This window comes from Mesorhizobium sp. M0047, assembly GCF_040323315.1.
Classification (GTDB): Bacteria; Pseudomonadota; Alphaproteobacteria; order Rhizobiales; family Rhizobiaceae; genus Mesorhizobium.
On the sequence record NZ_JAMYUW010000072.1, the window covers coordinates 1 to 16,724 of the forward strand.

A 16,724-nucleotide genomic window follows, 5' to 3' on the forward strand; every position below is an offset into this window, starting at 1 on the left:
CCCGCTCAGCCACAAACGACTCAAGGCACGATGGGCCGATCAAAACCTGCTTAGCCTCTTTACTCATATGCGATAGCCCTGCCCTCGAGGGGGAGATGTCGCCGAAGGCGACAGAGGGGGTCGCTTCACGTAAAGCTCCAACCTCCATCTGCCACAAGCAGGTCGCATCCAGTCGAACCGACCCCCTCTGGCCTGCCGGCCATCTCCCCCTCAAGGGGGGAGATCAGCTAATCGTGCCGGTGCCCGAAATGCCGCGCCGCCACCTCGACATGCGTGTGCGACCCATGCGGCTCGAAACGCTCGGTCTCGCTGACGTCGTTCACCGCCTCGTTTGGCCACCAGGTGCCGCCGATGGCGATGCCTTCGCAGACCAACCGCTGGTCGGCGACCAGCGATGCGCCGACCGCGTCGACGAAGGTGAAGCGGCCCGGGCGCTGCCGCAGCACGGCGACATCGCCGACGGTGCCGACCGCCAGCGTGCCGAGATCGGGCCGCGCGATCGCCCGCGCCGGCGTTTGCGTCGCGGCGCTCAAAACCTCGACCAGTGGCATGCCGAGTGCCAGCAGCTTCGACATGCAGACCAGGATGTCGAAGGCCGGCCCGTCGACGCAGTAGAGATGCACGTCGCTGCTGATCACGTCGGGCGCCAACCCTTCCTCGAGCATGGCCCGCGCGACCGCGAAATCGAACGAGCCCATGCCATGGCCAAGATCGAAGATGACGCCGCGCTCTCGCGCCAGCCGCATGTCTGGCCGCACAGCGCCGGAGGCGAACACCGGCGCATTGGGAAACGGCCGGAAACAGTGGGTGAGGATATCGCCCTTGCGCAGGCGCGGCAGTACTTCCGAGCGCCCTGGAGGCGGCTCGTCGATATGCGCCATCAGCGGCAGGCCGGACTGGTCGGCGGCCTCCAGCGCGAGGTCGACCGGCGCGATGCCGCTGGTGCCGCCGGCATGCTTGCCGGAGCGGACCTTTACGCCGACCACGACGTCGCGATGTTCGCGCACTGCCGCGACCACCTCGCGCGGTTCGCACAGCCTGAGATCGCTGCATTCGCCGACCGCTACGGTCTGCGAGAAGCCAAAAATGCCGGCAAAGGAAATGTTGACATAGGCCAGGATGCGGACCTTCGATCGCTCCATGACGTGGCGGCGAAAGCCGAGGAAATTGCCGGCTCCCGCGCTGCCCGCATCGATGAAAGTGGTGGTGCCGCTCTTGGCGGCCAGCCGATCGGCATCGACGCCGAGCGAGGTGCCACCCCAATAAACGTGGCTGTGCAGGTCGACGAGGCCCGATGTGACGATGCAGCCGCCGGTATCGACGACCTGCGCGGCGCGGTCGGCTGGGATATCGGCGTCGATCGCGGCGACCCGGCCATTGGCAATGGCGACATCGCGCGGCGCGTCGATGCCGGGCGCCGGATCGATCAGCCGTCCACCCTTAAGCAGGAGGTCGAATTGCATTGAGGCCACTCCGGTTCGCCGTTCGCTTACAGAGGCCGGTAGGCGACCGCCTCGAGTTCGATCTTGATATCGATCATCAGCCGCGATTCGACCGTGGTGCGGGCCGGCGGGTTCTTCGGAAAGTGCCTGGCATAGACCGCGTTGAAGGCGCCGAAATCGCGCGCATCTTCCAGCCAGACCGTGGTCTTGACCACATCGTCCAGGGTGCAGCCGGCGAGCGCCAGTGCCGCCTTCACATTGGCGAGCACCTGTTCGGTTTGTTCCGAAATGCCGCCCTTGACCACGATGCCATCGCTGCCGATGGGCACCTGGCCGGAGATGTAGACGAGATCGCCGGCCCGCACGGCTGGCGACAACGGCACATGGGATGTTCCGAAAGTCTGCTTGGGCAAGGGATAACCTCCTCTGGTACAGGGACGGGATGCACCCGCTTGCGTCGACATTTACCCCGATCGGGACGATCCTCATAGAACTTTGTTGGAAAGCAACATTCCAGGGAATTCATGTTGCTTTATTACAGAAGCGCTTGCATCGTGCGCCCAATCGGGCCGCCTTGTAGGCCGCAACGGAAAGACGCGTTTGGCAGACCGGAGACAACAGCAATGACCTACGACAAGAACCCGTTTCCGGCAGGCGATGCCGATCGCCACGCGCTATGGGAAATGCTGGTGCGGCGCGACATCGACGCCTTCATCGGCCAGGACTGGGCGATGGTCGAGAACGATTTCGTGACCGAAAGCTTCTTCGGCATGCACGCGCATTTCCTCAGCAATGCCGACGCCTGGCGGCTGCAGTTTCCGCGGCTGGAAGTCTATCGCGACGAGTGGCTGCGTCAGGCCAAGGAGACCGCGGCGACAAAATTCGCCGAGCCGCTGCGCGAGGCGCTGTTTCGCGTCACCAACATGCGCGACATCGATGTCGACGGCGACCGCGCCGTGCTGCACAAGAAATTCGACGGCTCGGTCGCCAAGGCGGACGGCAGCGTCGACAGGCTGAAGTGGCAGACGCTGTATTTCTGCACCAGGGTCGGCGGCAGCTGGAAGATCGCGGGTTTTGTCGGCTACATGCCGCATCCGCTCGGCGGCTAGGCAATTCCGGGAAAGTTTTTTTGCGCTTTCCATGGGGAACTGAGCAAAAACAAATAGCTGGCGAGCCGCGACCGCGACGGCGAGGTCGCCACCATTAGCCGGTTAACTATGCCTGCCGTGGGTCAGGCCTCGGCCGCCCTGCTGCATACGGATTTGTAAGAATGCTGTTGGGCGCCGCGGCAATGTCTATGGTAGAAAAGCCTGCATTCCTGCGGGGACAGCAGCCATGACTGATTTCGCACCGTTGGTTTCCACCGTAAGCGCGGCCTTTCTCGGCTCGTTCGTTGAGGTGGTCGAAGCCTTCACAATCGTGCTCGCGGTCGGCTTGACCCGAGGCTGGCGGCCGGCATTGACCGGCGCTGCATTGGCGCTGGCACTCCTGGCGGCGCTCGTGCTGGCTTTCGGGCCGTTGCTGGCGCTTGTTCCCATCACCGCGCTGCAATTCACGGTCGGCGTCCTGCTCATCCTGTTCGGCATGCGGTGGCTGCGCAAGGCCATTCTGCGCAGCGTCGGGATCGTCCCGCTGCATGACGAGGAGGCGGCGTTCTCGAAGGAAACCGCGGCACTTCGCCAACAGGCCGGCGACCGCCGCGCGGACTACCTGGCCGGGCTGGCGGCATTCAAGGCGGTGCTGCTGGAAGGTGTCGAGGTGGTGTTCATCGTCATCGCGGTTGGCGGCGCACATGGACAAACACTCAACGCCGGCCTTGGGGCGCTGGCAGCGTTCGTCCTGGTGATGATCATCGGCCTCGCCGTCCATCGTCCATTGGCACGCGTTCCTGAAAACGCGCTGAAGTTCGTCGTCGGCGTGATGCTGACCAGCTTTGGCATTTTCTGGACCGGTGAAGGTATTGGCGCCGACTGGCCCGGTGCCGATCTCACATTGCTGGCGATCTTCGCGGTCATGGCGCTCGCATCCTTTGCCATCGTCCACTGGTTGCGCGACACCCATCGCGCTCCAACCGGAGAACACCTTCGATGAGCGTCGTGCGCATCGCTCTCAAGGAGCTTATCGGCATGTTCATGGACGACGGCAGTCTGGCGCTGCTGGCGCTGATCCTGATAGCGGCGGTCACGGCAGCGGTGAAGCTGCTGGCGCTGCCGCCACGGCTCGGCGGCATCCTGCTGCCGATCGGCTGCCTGGCTATTCTGGCGCACAGCGCGCGGCGGGCAGCGGTGCGGCGGCGCTGATCAGTAGAGCGTGACGAAGGCTGGGAACAACAGGCCGGTCGCCCTGAAATGCTCGACCAGTTCGACGGCCGGGAAGATGGCGAGGAAATAGAGGCCGTCCAAAAATGTCCGCTTGAGCGCCCGCGTCGAGAACTGCAGCTCGTCATGGTCGTGGTACAGAAAGGGATTTGGCCAGAACCGGGGCGTGATCTTGATATAGGCAAGATAGACCGGGCCGAATTTGCCCAGCAGAAATTCGGCTTCCTTGCGCGCCGTGGCGCGAAAGATGAAAAAACTCGCAAGGCCCAACGCCAGCGCTGCAAACATCGAGCCGTAGACCAATCCGATGCCGATCGCGCCGATCGTCGAGAAGAAGTAGAGCGGGTTCTGCGTTGTCGAGAACGGTCCCGTCGAGACCAGTTCCTGGTTCTTTTTGCCGCCGACATAGAGGATGCTCCAGAGCCGCCCGACGACGCAGACAAGCACCAGGCACAAGCCGAGAAGTTCGAGCGCTTCGTGCCCGTCCGAGCCCTCCGTCAACCCAGGTTTGGTGAGAAACAGGAGCAGCACCGCCAGCACCGCCGCGACCCGCACGAAGATCAACCGCTTGCGCTGGTCGAAGGCCCGTGAAACCGGCTTGAGGGAAGCGTAGGTCATTCTTGTTTTCCTTGGGCTTCCAAAGCGGGCATTGGCCAAGTTTCGGAGCACTGATCACCACATTGATGGCGGATGCAAGGCCCTCGCATTTCATCAGCGCATCGCGAGGCATTCGTAAAGGTCTTTTGCGCAGCCCATGCCCATTCTTACGAATTTGTATGCCGCAGGACAGGCTGAGGTGAACTCTGCTGCCTACGGTGCGGCATGCCGGCTCGGCTCTGCTGCGCCGCGATCGAAGATTTCGGGATATCCGCCATGCTCTCGCCCAACAGACAACAACCCGCCGCGCCGACCCAGAACAGGGTTCCCGACGTCACGCTCGACTTCTGGCTTGTCAAACTGATGGCGGTCACCACAGGCGAGACCGCAGCCGACTATCTCGCCGTCAACCTTGGGCTTGGGTTGACCGTCACATTGCTGGTCATGAGCGGCGTCCTGGTAGCCGCGCTTGTCGCCCAATTCGCGCAGAAACGCTACGTCCCATGGGCATACTGGCTGGCGGTGGTACTGGTCAGCGTCGTCGGCACGCTGGTGACGGACAACCTCGTCGACACTTTCGGCGTACGCCTTGAGACGACGACAATTGCCTTCTCGGTGGCGCTCGCCGCGACATTCGCGGTCTGGTACGCCAGCGAAAGGACGCTGTCGATCCACACCATCTTCACCACCAGGCGCGAGATCTTCTACTGGCTGGCGATCCTCTTGACCTTCTCGCTCGGCACCGCCGCCGGCGATCTCGTCGCCGAAAGCTTCGACATGGGCTACCTCACCACGGGGCTGCTGTTCGGCGGCGTCATCGCGCTCATCACGCTCGCCTACTGGCTGCTCGATCTGGACAGCATCCTGGCCTTCTGGCTCGCCTACATCCTGACGCGGCCGCTTGGCGCCTCCTTCGGCGACCTGCTGTCGCGGTCGACCGGGCATGGCGGCCTGGGCTTCGGCACCACCTTCACCAGCCTGCTCTTCCTCGGCGGCATCATTGCCGTCGTCCTCCACATGACCCTGATGGGCGACGAAGCCGACAAAATCCTGCTGGAATCGGACTGACTCAGGGCGCGGATGTGCTTGCGTTGACCGACCGTATGCCTTGGCAGCGCTCCGAACCCCTGCGCGCTCGTGACATCCTAGGAACGGCCCCATGCCGGTGGTAGCTTGCCAATCTCGGCAACGGACCGGACCTTTCATGCGACTGCTTCTCGTCGAGGACGACCACAGGACGGCTGACTACATCGTCAGGGGGCTGACCGAGGCCGGCCATGTCTGCGACCTGCTTCGCAACGGCCATGACGGGCTTTTCGCGGCGACCAGCGGCAACTATGACGTGATTATCGCCGATCGCATGATCCCCGGTCTCGACGGCCTGTCGATGATCAAGTCGGTTCGCGCAGCCGGCGTGGGGACGCCGGCGATCTTTCTCACCTCCGTCGGCGGCGTCGACGACCGCGTCGAAGGGCTCGAGGCGGGCGGTGACGATTATTTGGTCAAGCCCTTCGCCTTTTCCGAGCTTCTCGCCCGCATCAATGCGCTTGGCCGCCGGCCGGCGGCGCAGGAGCAGAAGACCGTTCTGCGGGTTGCCGATCTGGAGATGGACCTGATCATGCGCCGCGTTATCAGGCGGGGCCAGCCGATCGACCTGCAGCCGAGGGAGTTCAGCCTGCTGGAAGTGTTGATGCGCGGCGAGGGCCGCGTCATCACCCGCACCATGCTTCTGGAGCGTGTCTGGGATTTTCATTTCGATCCCAGGACCAGCGTCGTTGAAACCCATATCAGCCGGCTACGGGCCAAGGTCGACAAACCCTTCGGAACCCAGCTCATCCATACGGTCCGCAACACCGGCTACAGCCTGCACGCGCCGTCATGACCGGAACATGGTCCCGCCTGCTGCGCAGCACGCCGTTCCGGCTTGCCTTGACCTTCGCCTTCCTGTTCGTGCTGGCCTTCGTGCTATCGGGCGCCATCGTCTACCAGATGATGAGCGCCGATCTTGCCGAGCGGCTCGACGACACCATCAAGGAGACTTACGCGGTCGTCGCCGCGACCTATGGCGACAATGATCTCAAGGAGCTGGTGGAGACCGTCGGCAGCCACTCCATGCGCAGCCTCAAGAAGGAGCAGCTATTTTCGCTGACCGACGCGGCCGGCAACCGCCTGGCCGGCAATTTCACCGCGGCGGGGCTTCCCGACGGCTTCTCGATGTTCGATGCCGAGATGCCCGGGGTGCCGCCCGGCGCCGAGTACCGCGCCTATTCCGGTCCGGTCGGCGGCAACACCTTGACCGTCGCCTTCAGCCTTTCCGAGACGGAGGAGCTGGAGACGATCGTGCTGATGAGCTTCGGCTGGGGGACGCTCATCATCACCGGGCTGGCGGTCGCCGGTGGCGCCCTGCTTGCCTCACGTGTCCAGCGCCGTCTCGACGGCATCGCCGCCACCATGGTGGATGTCTCGCATGGACGGCTGGACACCCGCATTCCGCTGACTGGCAAGGGCGACGATATCGACATCGTCTCAACCCAGGTCAACGCCGCGCTCGATCGACTTTCGTCGCTGGTGGAAGGCATGAAACAGGTCAGCGCCAACATCGCGCACGATCTGAAGACGCCGCTCAACCGGCTGCAGATGATCCTCGACAGCGCGTCCGAAAAGAACCTGTCCGGTCAAAAAATCGCCGGTGAGCTGGCCGAGGCGCATGCCGAGAGCCTGCAGATCAACGAGACCTTCGACGCGCTGCTGCGCATCGCCCAGATCGAGGCCGGCGCGCGCCGGGCGCGGTTCAGCGATGTCGATCTTGGCGAGGTGCTGCAAACCATCGCCGAGATCTACACCGACGTGGCCGAGGACGACGGAAAATCGCTGTCGTTGGCGCAATGGCAGGAAACGACGGACCGGATCCACGGCGATCGCGAGCTGTTGACGCAGATGTTCGCCAATCTGGTCGAGAACGCGCTGCGCCATTGTCCATCAGGCACGTCCATCAAACTGTCGGTGACGCGCCGGGGCGACCGCGTTGTCGCCAGCGTCGCCGACAGCGGTCCCGGCATTCCCGCCGACGAGCGCGACAAGGTCTTCCAGCGGCTCTACCGGCTCGACCACAGCCGCTCGACACCGGGCAGCGGACTGGGTTTGAGCCTTGTCAGGGCCGTCGCCGATCTGCATGGCGCATCGATTACGCTCGAGGATTGCCGGCCCGGCCTAGCCGTGGCGGTGAGCTTTCCGATAGTAATGGATTGATAGGCGAAAGCCGAAATGACGGCCGATCTCCCCCCTTGCGGGGGAGATGCCTGGCAAGGCAGAGGGGGGTGCTGTCCTGCCGACCTGCCGATTTCTGGCATCACGTCAAAACAACTGGGCAAGGTTGGCGCCTGTACACCCCCCTCTGGCCTGCCGGCCATCTCCCCCGCAAGGGGGGAGATCAGCAGCTTCACCGCTCCCCGCCCTCACCGATCGATCCGCGTCGACAGGATGATCGAAGACAAGGTCCGCTCGACCCCGTCCATGGCGCCGATCAGGTCGAGCAGCAGGTCGAGATCGCGGATCGACGGCGCGTCGACGATGACGATCATGTCGAAATTGCCGCTGACCGAATGGAGCGTCCTGACCGGTGCCAGTGCGCGCAGGCCGCGCACCACCTTGTCGGCGAGTTTGGGTGTCACGGTGAGCAGCACATGCGCCCGGACCAGCCCCTGCTCATAGTCCGGCGCCAGCCGCACACCATAGCCTGTGATGATGCCGCGTTGCTCCAGCCGTTCGAGCCGGCTCTGCACGGTCGTGCGTGACACGCCGAGCCGCCGCGCGAGATCGGCGGTCGAGGCGCGCGCGTTCTCGCGCAGCAGCGAAAGCAGGGCCTGTTCGGCGTCACTGAGCATTTCGACGATTCCTGTCGGCAGATCGCGCAATCATGGTTTCGCTTCGAACAATTCCACGCTTCCTTTCGACGGGCAAGCTGCGATCCTCATCCATGTCGCCCAAAAGCATGCCCACGGGCCCGACCCGAGGGTGCGCAGCGGTTTGGGACAACGACATGCATTGAACAGAAAATGTGAGGGATCGGTCATGAAGAAAGTAGTTGTTGTCGGCGCCGGCAAGATAGGCTCGACCATTGCCGAGATGCTCGCCGCCACCGGGGATTATCAGGTCACGCTCGTCGACCGCTCGGCGGCGCAGCTCGCTGCTGCCGAACTGCCGGCCAGGATTGCGACGCTGGAGCTCGACATCGAGGTATCCGGCACGCTGGAAGCGGCCCTCGCCGGCAAGTTCGCGGTGCTGAGCGCCGCCCCCTTCCATTTGACCACGCGCATCGCCGAGGCGGCGGCCAGTGCCGGCGTGCACTATCTCGATCTTACAGAGGATGTCGTCTCGACTCGCCGGGTCAAGGAACTGGCGCGCTCGGGCAAGAGCGCCTTCATCCCGCAATGCGGCCTGGCGCCGGGCTTCATCTCGATCGTCGCCAACGACCTCGCCAGCCGCTTCGACACGCTGGAAAGCGTGCGCATGCGCGTCGGTGCCCTGCCGCAGTACCCGTCCAACGCGCTGAACTACAATCTGACCTGGAGCACCGACGGCGTCATCAACGAATATTGCGAACCCTGCGAGGCGATCGTCGAGGGCGAGCTGGTCGAAGTGCCGCCGCTGGAGGAGCGCGAGGAATTCTCGCTCGACGGCGTCACCTACGAGGCCTTCAACACCTCCGGTGGGCTGGGCACGCTGGCCGAGACGCTGAAGGGCAAGGTGCGCACGCTGAACTACCGCACTATCCGCTACCCCGGCCATGCCGCCATCATGAAGGCGCTGCTCAACGACCTTGGCCTGCGCCACCGCCGCGACGTGCTGAAGGACATCTTCGAAAGCGCCCTGCCGGCGACGCTGCAGGACGTGGTCATCGTCTTCGTCACCGTCTCCGGTCGCAAGAATGGCCGCCTGCTGCAAGAGACCTACGCCAACAAGATCTACTCCCAGCGGGTTGGCCAGGTGGTGCGCAGCGCCATCCAGATCACCACCGCGTCCGGCATCTGCGCCGTGCTCGACATGCTGGCCGACGGCAGCCTGCCGGCGACCGGCTTCGTCAAGCAGGAAGACATCGCGCTCGACGCCTTCCTCGCCAACCGCTTCGGCCGCGCCTATGCCCAGCACGAGATGGCGAGCCGTCTGGCAAGCTGAGCGCCTAATCTCCCCCCTTGAGGGCGAGATGTCGCCGAAGGCGACAGAGGGGGGTCGCCGCGCGTCAAGCGCCAACCTCCATCTGTCGCAAGGCAAGGAGGGTCGCATCCAGTCGAACCGACCCCCCTCTGGCCTGCCGGCCATCTCCCCCTCAAGGGGGGAGATCACACCGCCTCAAATATGCAGCGCGTGCCCCAGCGCCTTGAGCGCGGCTTCCTGGAAGCCTTCGCCTTGCGTCGGATGGGCATGGATGGTGCCGGCGATGTCCTCCAGCCTTGCGCCCATTTCAAGCGCCAGCCCAAACGCCGCCGCCAGTTCCGACGCGCCTTGCCCGACCGCCTGGATGCCGAGCACCAGATGGTTGTCCGCCCGCGCCACGACGCGAACGAAGCCGTCCTCGCCGAGCTTCGTCATCGCGCGGCCATTGGCGGCGAACGGGAACATGCCGATCTTGAACTCGCCGCCGAGCGCCTTGGCCTCTTCCGGCGACAGGCCTGCCGTCACCAGCTCGGGATCGGTGAAGCAGACAGCGGGAATGGAGCGCTTGTCCCAGCTGCGTTTGTGGCCGGCAACGATCTCGGCGACCATTTCGCCCTGCGCCATCGCCCGGTGCGCCAGCATCGGCTCGCCGGTGACGTCGCCGATGGCAAAGATGCCGCGCATCGAGGTGCGGCACTGGTCGTCGATGCGGATGAATTTGCCCGCCAAGTCGAAGTCTATCTGCTCGAGCCCCCAGCCTTCAGTCACCGGCTTGCGGCCAACCGTCACCAGGATTTTGTCGGCGGCGACCTTGGTGCTCTTGCCGTCGGATGTCTCGACCAGCAGCGCGCCACCCTTGGTTCCCTTCGCCTTGACGCCCGTCATCACCTCGATGCCGAGCGCGGAGAGCCGCTTGACCACAGGCCGGGTGAGTTCGGCGTCATACTGCGCCAGCACCCGTGGCAAGGCCTCGACCACGGTCACTTTGGCGCCCATCTTGGCGAAGGCGATGCCGAGTTCCAGTCCGATATAGCCGCCACCGACGACCGCGAGTTTTTTCGGCATTTCGCTTAGCGCCAGAGCCTCCGTGGAGGAGATCACCGGCCCGCCAAAGGGCAGGAACGGCAGTTCGACCGGGGCCGAGCCGGTGGCGATGACGATCGCCTCGGCGCGGATCACTTGGCTACCGGTCTCGGTCTCGACCGCAACGGTCTTGCCGTCACGAAAAGTCGCCCAGCCGTGCACGGTCTTCACGCCGGCCCTCTTGAGCAGGCCGGCGACGCCGCTGTTGAGCCGGCTGACGATGCCGTCCTTCCAGGCGATTGTTTTGGCAAGGTCCAGCGTCGGCGCGGTGACCGAGATGCCGAGCGGGCTTTCGCCGCCGGCCATGTGCAAGACCTTCTCGAACTCTTCCGCGGCATGGATCAGCGCCTTGGACGGGATGCAGCCGACATTGAGGCAGGTGCCGCCCGGTTTGCCGGCTTCCACGATCACCGTGTCGACGCCGAGCTGGCCGGCACGGATGGCGCAGACATAGCCGCCCGGACCGGCGCCGATGACGAGCAGCTTGCAGGAGATTTCTTTCATGATGGCATCCTAACTATTTGTCGCGCCTGCTCGAAAAGAGCGCTCTGCAGCGATCCTTCGCGCCCCCCTTGAAGCCCGTAATCTCCCCCCTCGAGGGGGAGATGTCGCCGAAGGCGACAGAGGGGGTCGCCGGGGCGTAGAGCGCCAGCCTGCATCTGTCGCGCAAGGCGGTCGCGTCCAGTCGTACCGACCCCCTCTGGCCTGCCGGCCATCTCCCCCTCAAGGGGGGAGATTACGCACTCCACTGCTTTCGCTAACTTTCAACATCGTAAGAAGAAAACCGGCCCGACAGAGCACAGGGGGGCGCTGTCCCGCCGACATCTCCGCCCTCAATCCAGGAAAATCAGTGCCGGCGTTTCCAGCAGCGTCTTGATGCGCTGGATGAACACCGCCGCGTCCCAGCCGTCGATGACGCGATGGTCGAAGCTGGACGACAGGTTCATCATCTTGCGCGGGATGAACTGGGTGCCGTCCCACACCGGCCGCACCATCATCTTGTTGACGCCGATGATCGCCACTTCCGGATGATTGATGACCGGCGTCGTCGCCACGCCGCCCATGGCGCCAAGCGAGGTGATGGTGATGGTCGAGCCGGACAGCTCGTCGCGGGTTGCCGTGCCCGACTTGGCCGCCTCGGCCAGCCTGATGATCTCGGCGCCGCACTCCCAGATGTCGCGCGCCTCGGCATGCTTGACCACAGGCACCACCAGCCCCGACGGCGTCTGCGCGGCGATGCCGATATGAATGCCGCCATGCTGGTGGATAATGCCGGCCTCGTCGTCGAACAGCGAATTGAGATTGGGCTGGTCCGATATCGCCTTGACCATCGCCCGCATCAGGAACGGCAGCAGCGTCAGCTTCGGCCGCTCCACGCCCGGGCGCTTCTCCTTGTTGAGCGCGGCGCGCAGCTCCTCCAGCGCGGTGACGTCGATCTCCTCGACATAGGTGATGTGCGGGATGCGCGATTTCGACAGCATCATCTTCTCGGCGATCTTGCGCCGCAAGCCGACCACCTTGATGTCCTCGACCGCGTCGTTGCGGGCGAGGCCGGACATCCTGGCGACCTGCGGTCCGCGTGCCAGGAAAGCATCGATGTCCTCATGGCCGATGCGGCCGGCCGGGCCGCTTCCCGCAACCTGCCGCAGATCGATGCCGGCCTCTTTCGCCCGCAGGCGAACAGCCGGCGACGCCAGCGGCTTTTCACCTTCGGGACGCGGCGCGCCGGCGGGCCCGACAACTCTGGACGTCGGCGCAGTACCCCCACCCCTAGCCCCTCCCCACAAGGGGGAGGGGGATTCTGTCTCGGCCGCCCGTATGCGGGTATCTGATTCCCTGGCGCCGGTAATTCTTGGCGCATTCTTGGACGTGGCTGACTTGGCGTCGGCCTTCGTGGTTGAAACGCGTCCCCCTCCCCCTTGTGGGGAGGGGCTAGGGGTGGGGGTGCTCTCGGCCGTGACTTTTGCCGACGTCGCACCACCCGCAACATTGCCCTCGCCCGCCACCTTCAGCCGCACGATAGGCGAGCCGATCGCCACCGTGTCGCCGATCTCGGCGCCCAGCCACAGGATTTCGCCATCGACCGGCGACGGAATTTCGACCGTCGCCTTGTCGGTCATGACGGCGGCGAGCACGCTGTCCTCGCGCACGATGTCGCCGACCTTGACGTGCCATTCGACCAGTTCGGCCTCGGCGACACCCTCGCCGACATCGGGCAGCTTGATGATGTGCTCGCCCATCTCAGGCCTCCATGGTTTCGATGAGAGCGCGGCCAACGCGGGCGGGGCCGGGGAAATAGTCCCACTCCTGCGCATGCGGATAGGGCGTATCCCAGCCGGCGACCCGTGCCACCGGCGCCTCCAGATGGTAGAAACAGTTTTCCTGCACCAGCGCCGACAGCTCGGCGCCGAAGCCCGAGGTCAGTGTCGCCTCGTGCACGATGACGCAGCGTCCCGTTTTTTTCACCGAAGCCACGATGCTGTCGAGGTCGAGCGGCAACAACGTCCTGAGATCGATGATCTCGGCATCGATTCCGGTTTCCTCGGCGGCGGCCTGCGCGACATAAACCATGGTGCCATAGGCGAGCACGGTGACGGCTGACCCTGGCCTGCGGATCGCCGCCTTGCCGAGCGGCACCGTGTAGTGGCCGTCGGCGACCTCGCCGAGCGCATGCTTCGACCATGGCGTCACCGGCCGGTCGTGATGGCCGTCGAAGGGGCCGTTGTAGAGTCGCTTGGGCTCCAGGAAGATCACCGGGTCCGGGTCCTCGATCGCCGCGATCAGCAGCCCCTTGGCGTCATGCGGGTTGGACGGCACCACGGTCTTCAGCCCCGACACATGGGTGAACAGCGCTTCCGGGCTCTGGCTGTGCGTCTGGCCGCCAAAAATGCCGCCGCCGGTCGGCATCCGCACCACGATCGGGCAGGTGAAATCGCCATTGGAGCGGTAGCGCAGCCGCGCCGCTTCCTGGGTCAGCTGGTCGTATGCCGGATACATGTAGTCGGCAAACTGAATCTCCACGCACGGTTTCAAGCCATAGGCGGCCATGCCGATGGCCGAGCCGACGATGCCGGATTCGCTGATCGGCGCATCGAAGCAGCGGCTCTTCCCGTATTTGGCCTGCAGGCCTTGCGTGCAGCGGAAGACGCCGCCGAAGAAGCCGACATCCTCGCCGTACACGACGACTTTGCTGTCGCGTGCCATCGACACGTCCATGGCGTCGCGGATCGCCTCGATCATGGTGCGTCTCGGCATGGCTCAGACTCCCGCCTGCTGGCGCTGGCGCCGCAGATGCGGCGGCATCTCGGCGTAGAGGCCCTCGAACATGTCGCGCGTCGACGGCTTGCCGCCGGCGTGCAGCGTGCCGTGGCTTTCCGCTTCTTTCTGCGCCGCGATCACCGTGTCGAGGATTTCCGCCTCGGCCTGGGTGTGCCGCTCCTCCGACCAGACACCGAGCGCGATGAGGTGGTTCTTCAGCCGCACGATCGGGTCGCCGAGCGGCCAGGCGTCGGATTCGGTCTTCGGCCGGTAGGCGGAGGGGTCGTCCGAGCTCGAATGCGCGCCGGCGCGGTAGGTGACATATTCGACCAGCGTTGGCCCGAGATTGCTGCGCGCACGCTCCGCCGCCCATTTGGCGACCGCATGGACAGCGAGATAGTCGTTGCCGTCGACGCGCAGCGACGGGATGCCGAAGCCGAGGCCCCTCGCCGCGAACGTGCCCGAGCCACCGCGCGCGATGCCCTGGAAAGTCGAGATCGCCCACTGGTTGTTGACCACGTTGAGCACGACGGGTGCCTTGTAGGTGGAGGCGAACACCAGCGCCGAATGGAAGTCGGACTCCGCCGTCGAGCCGTCGCCGATCCAGGCCGCGGCGATCTTCGAATCATTGCTGATGGCCGAAGCCATCGCCCAGCCGACCGCCTGGATATACTGCGTCGCCAGATTGCCGGAGATCGAGAAGAAGCCGTGCTCTTTCGACGAATACATGATCGGCAATTGCCGGCCCTTCAGCGGATCCGCCTCGTTGGAATAGATCTGGTTCATCATCGTGACCATCGGATAGCCGTCGGCGATGAGCAGGCCGGCCTGCCGATAGGTCGGGAAATTCATGTCGCCCGGCGCCAGCGCCTTGCGGAAGGCGCAGGACACCGCCTCTTCGCCCAGATTCTGCATATAAAACGAGGTCTTGCCCTGGCGCTGCGCCATCTGCATGCGCGCGTCGAAGGTCCTGAGCGTCATCATGTGGCGCAGGCCGGCCAAAAGCTCGTCGCTGGAAAGCAGGCCGGCCCAGGGCCCAACGGCTTCGCCATTGCGGTTCAGCACGCGGATGATCGAGAAGGCATGATCGCGGATGGTGCGCGGATCGGCAGAGATTTCGGGGCGCGACACCGAGCCGGCCTTCGGGATCGGCACATTGGAAAAGTCAGGCGTTCCGCCCGGTCGCACTTCCGGCTCCGGAACGTGAAACCGCAACATCCCAGCATCGGCCATGACCAAGTCCTCCAATGTTGCCTGGCGCCGATAGTTGCATATCTGCACGGCCAGTGCGAATTCGTCGGGCAAGCCTTCAGTCCCGGCCACGCCGGTCGATGCAGCCTCCCCAACACCAAGATGTAGATATGTCTGCGAAATTTCTTGTCGATGTTGGGGTGTGGCGCGCAATTAGGGGGAAGGTTGCGCTGGGTTTGCGGTCAGATAAGGCAAGTCGGTGGGTGGATGCTCACCTTGCAGCGTTGATAGTAGGTGAAAGCGGCGAAGCGGCTAATCTCCCCCCTCGAGGGGAGATGTCGCCGAAGGCGACAGAGGGGGTCGCCCAACGTGAAGCGCCAACCTCCATCTGCCGCAAGGAGGTCGCATCCGGTCGAACCGACCCCCTCTGGCCTGCCGGCCATCTCCCCCTCGAGGGGGAGATTACGCGCACCATCCTTTGCCCCAGCCACCGCAGCCCCGTTCACGCCGACCCCGCCCTGTGCTAACCAACCCGCCATGGCACAGAAGAAAGCTTATGAGGTCGATGGTTGGCTGGCGCGGCCGGACCAGCGCATCTCCATTATCCTGCTTTATGGCCCCGACCGCGGCCTCGTCTCGGAGCGCGCGAAGGCTTTTGCCGGCAAGACCGGCCTGCCGCTCGACGATCCCTTCTCGGTGGTCCGGCTCGAAGGCTCGGAGGTCGACCGTGACGCGGGCCGGCTGCTCGACGAAGCCCGCACCGTGCCGATGTTTTCCGACCGGCGGCTGCTCTGGGTGCGCAATGCCAGCGGCCAGAAGGCGCTGGCCGACGACGTCAAGGCGCTGACGGCAGAGCCGGCACGTGATGCGATCATTCTCATCGAGGCCGGCGATCTGAAGAAGGGCGTCGGGCTTCGCGCCATCGTCGAGGCCGCCGACAATGCCATGGCTTTGCCTTGCTATGCCGACGAGGCCCGCGACATCGACGCCGTCATCGACGACGAGTTGCGCAAGGTCGGCATGTCGATGACCATGGAGGCGAGACAGGCGCTGCGCCGCAATCTCGGCGGCGACCGGCTGGCCTCGCGCGGCGAGATCGAGAAGCTCGTGCTCTACGCCCATGGCCAGCAGGAGATCGGCCTTGAAGAGGTCAAGGCGATGTCGGGTGACGTTTCCGGCGCCTCCTTCGATGACGCGGTCGACGCACTGCTCGAAGGCAAGATCGGCGACTTCGACACCGCCTTCACGCGGCATTGCCAGTCCGGCGGACAGCCCTTCCTGGTGCTGTCCTCGGCGATGCGGCAGTTGCAGCAGATCCAGGCCATGCGGGGCCAGATGGATTCGGGCGGCCGCAATGCGGCTTCCGTCGTTGCCGCCGCCCGTCCACTAGTGTTTTTTTCGCGCCGCAAGCTGGTGGAGAAGGCGCTGGAGCGCTGGAGCACCGAAGCGCTCGGCCGCGCACTAACGCGCCTGCAGACGGCGGTCCTGCAGACGCGGCGAAGGCCGGATCTATCGGTCGCGCTGGCGCGACAGGCGCTGCTTGGCATTGTGGTGGAAAGCAGCCGATTGGCACAGCGCGCCTGATCTCCCCCCCTCGAGGGCAGGGGAATCGCATATGAGTAAGAGTAAGTCTTGCGTTGAGTGGAAAGGTTGATTCTTTAGGGGCCTTCTCTTTGAAGAG

Annotated in this window: 16 protein-coding genes; 8 read left to right on the forward strand and 8 right to left on the reverse strand. The window is 64.6% G+C overall.

Features of this window, described 5'->3' with window-relative positions:
* Positions 1-227: 227 nt before the first annotated feature.
* Positions 228-1,463 (reverse strand): amidohydrolase/deacetylase family metallohydrolase, encoded by a 1,236-nt coding sequence (locus tag NKJ89_RS34415; RefSeq protein ID WP_352608879.1) that lies wholly within the window; start codon positions 1,461-1,463, stop codon positions 228-230.
* Between the two features lie 26 nt (positions 1,464-1,489).
* The gene (locus tag NKJ89_RS34420; protein WP_050589621.1) at positions 1,490-1,906 is read right to left on the reverse strand and encodes a RidA family protein; all 417 of its coding nucleotides are present in this window, start codon (positions 1,904-1,906) and stop codon (positions 1,490-1,492) included.
* A gap of 159 nt (positions 1,907-2,065) precedes the next feature.
* On the opposite strand from NKJ89_RS34420, the gene NKJ89_RS34425 reads away from it, so the two are divergent.
* The 3 genes from NKJ89_RS34425 to NKJ89_RS34435 all read left to right on the forward strand — a co-directional run bounded on the left by NKJ89_RS34425 (position 2,066) and on the right by NKJ89_RS34435 (position 3,742).
* Positions 2,066-2,551 carry a hypothetical protein gene (locus tag NKJ89_RS34425; protein ID WP_352608880.1) on the forward strand — a complete coding sequence of 162 codons (486 nt, stop codon included), beginning with the start codon at positions 2,066-2,068 and terminating at the stop codon, positions 2,549-2,551.
* 226 nt (positions 2,552-2,777) lie between these two features.
* The gene (locus NKJ89_RS34430) at positions 2,778-3,533 is read left to right on the forward strand and encodes a COG4280 domain-containing protein (RefSeq protein WP_023763076.1); all 756 of its coding nucleotides are present in this window, start codon (positions 2,778-2,780) and stop codon (positions 3,531-3,533) included.
* Positions 3,530-3,742, forward strand: a complete 213-nt coding sequence (locus NKJ89_RS34435) for a hypothetical protein (RefSeq protein WP_023763077.1) — start codon at positions 3,530-3,532, stop codon at positions 3,740-3,742. The genes NKJ89_RS34430 and NKJ89_RS34435 overlap by 4 nt, the downstream gene beginning before the upstream one ends.
* Here the strand turns inward: NKJ89_RS34435 and NKJ89_RS34440 are convergent, their stop codons facing one another.
* On the reverse strand, positions 3,743-4,378 hold the full coding sequence (locus NKJ89_RS34440; RefSeq protein ID WP_352608881.1) for a methyltransferase family protein: 636 nt from the start codon (positions 4,376-4,378) through the stop codon (positions 3,743-3,745).
* Positions 4,379-4,633: 255 nt separating this feature from the next.
* Here NKJ89_RS34440 and NKJ89_RS34445 point away from each other — a divergent pair, with 255 nt between their 5' ends.
* From NKJ89_RS34445 to NKJ89_RS34455, 3 genes are all read left to right on the forward strand, one after another.
* Positions 4,634-5,425, forward strand: coding sequence for a COG4705 family protein (locus NKJ89_RS34445; protein WP_023763079.1), 792 nt, complete (start codon positions 4,634-4,636; stop codon positions 5,423-5,425).
* A 136-nt stretch (positions 5,426-5,561) separates the two neighbouring features.
* Positions 5,562-6,239: a winged helix-turn-helix domain-containing protein gene (locus NKJ89_RS34450; protein WP_352608882.1), complete on the forward strand. Its 678-nt coding sequence runs from the start codon at positions 5,562-5,564 to the stop codon at positions 6,237-6,239.
* Positions 6,236-7,606 carry a HAMP domain-containing sensor histidine kinase gene (locus NKJ89_RS34455; protein ID WP_352608883.1) on the forward strand — a complete coding sequence of 457 codons (1,371 nt, stop codon included), beginning with the start codon at positions 6,236-6,238 and terminating at the stop codon, positions 7,604-7,606. Before NKJ89_RS34450 ends, NKJ89_RS34455 begins: the two co-directional genes overlap by 4 nt.
* A 206-nt stretch (positions 7,607-7,812) precedes the next feature.
* On the opposite strand, the gene NKJ89_RS34460 is transcribed toward NKJ89_RS34455, so the two are convergent.
* On the reverse strand, positions 7,813-8,241 hold the full coding sequence (locus NKJ89_RS34460; RefSeq protein ID WP_352608884.1) for an Lrp/AsnC family transcriptional regulator: 429 nt from the start codon (positions 8,239-8,241) through the stop codon (positions 7,813-7,815).
* Between the two features lie 187 nt (positions 8,242-8,428).
* Between NKJ89_RS34460 and NKJ89_RS34465 the strand changes: the two genes are divergently transcribed.
* The gene (locus tag NKJ89_RS34465; protein ID WP_352608885.1) at positions 8,429-9,532 is read left to right on the forward strand and encodes a saccharopine dehydrogenase family protein; all 1,104 of its coding nucleotides are present in this window, start codon (positions 8,429-8,431) and stop codon (positions 9,530-9,532) included.
* Positions 9,533-9,706: 174 nt separating this feature from the next.
* Here the strand turns inward: NKJ89_RS34465 and lpdA are convergent, their stop codons facing one another.
* From lpdA to NKJ89_RS34485, 4 genes are all read right to left on the reverse strand, one after another.
* Positions 9,707-11,098, reverse strand: a complete 1,392-nt coding sequence (lpdA, locus tag NKJ89_RS34470) for a dihydrolipoyl dehydrogenase (protein WP_352608886.1) — start codon at positions 11,096-11,098, stop codon at positions 9,707-9,709.
* A gap of 329 nt (positions 11,099-11,427) precedes the next feature.
* On the reverse strand, positions 11,428-12,834 hold the full coding sequence (locus tag NKJ89_RS34475; protein ID WP_352608887.1) for a dihydrolipoamide acetyltransferase family protein: 1,407 nt from the start codon (positions 12,832-12,834) through the stop codon (positions 11,428-11,430).
* A gap of 1 nt (position 12,835) precedes the next feature.
* Positions 12,836-13,849 (reverse strand): alpha-ketoacid dehydrogenase subunit beta, encoded by a 1,014-nt coding sequence (locus NKJ89_RS34480; protein WP_352608888.1) that lies wholly within the window; start codon positions 13,847-13,849, stop codon positions 12,836-12,838.
* Between the two features lie 3 nt (positions 13,850-13,852).
* Complete coding sequence (locus tag NKJ89_RS34485) at positions 13,853-15,085, reverse strand: thiamine pyrophosphate-dependent enzyme (protein WP_352608890.1); 1,233 nt, start codon at positions 15,083-15,085, stop codon at positions 13,853-13,855.
* Positions 15,086-15,580: 495 nt separating this feature from the next.
* Here NKJ89_RS34485 and holA point away from each other — a divergent pair, with 495 nt between their 5' ends.
* Positions 15,581-16,627 (forward strand): DNA polymerase III subunit delta, encoded by a 1,047-nt coding sequence (gene holA / locus NKJ89_RS34490; protein WP_352608891.1) that lies wholly within the window; start codon positions 15,581-15,583, stop codon positions 16,625-16,627.
* Positions 16,628-16,724 lie beyond the last annotated feature (97 nt).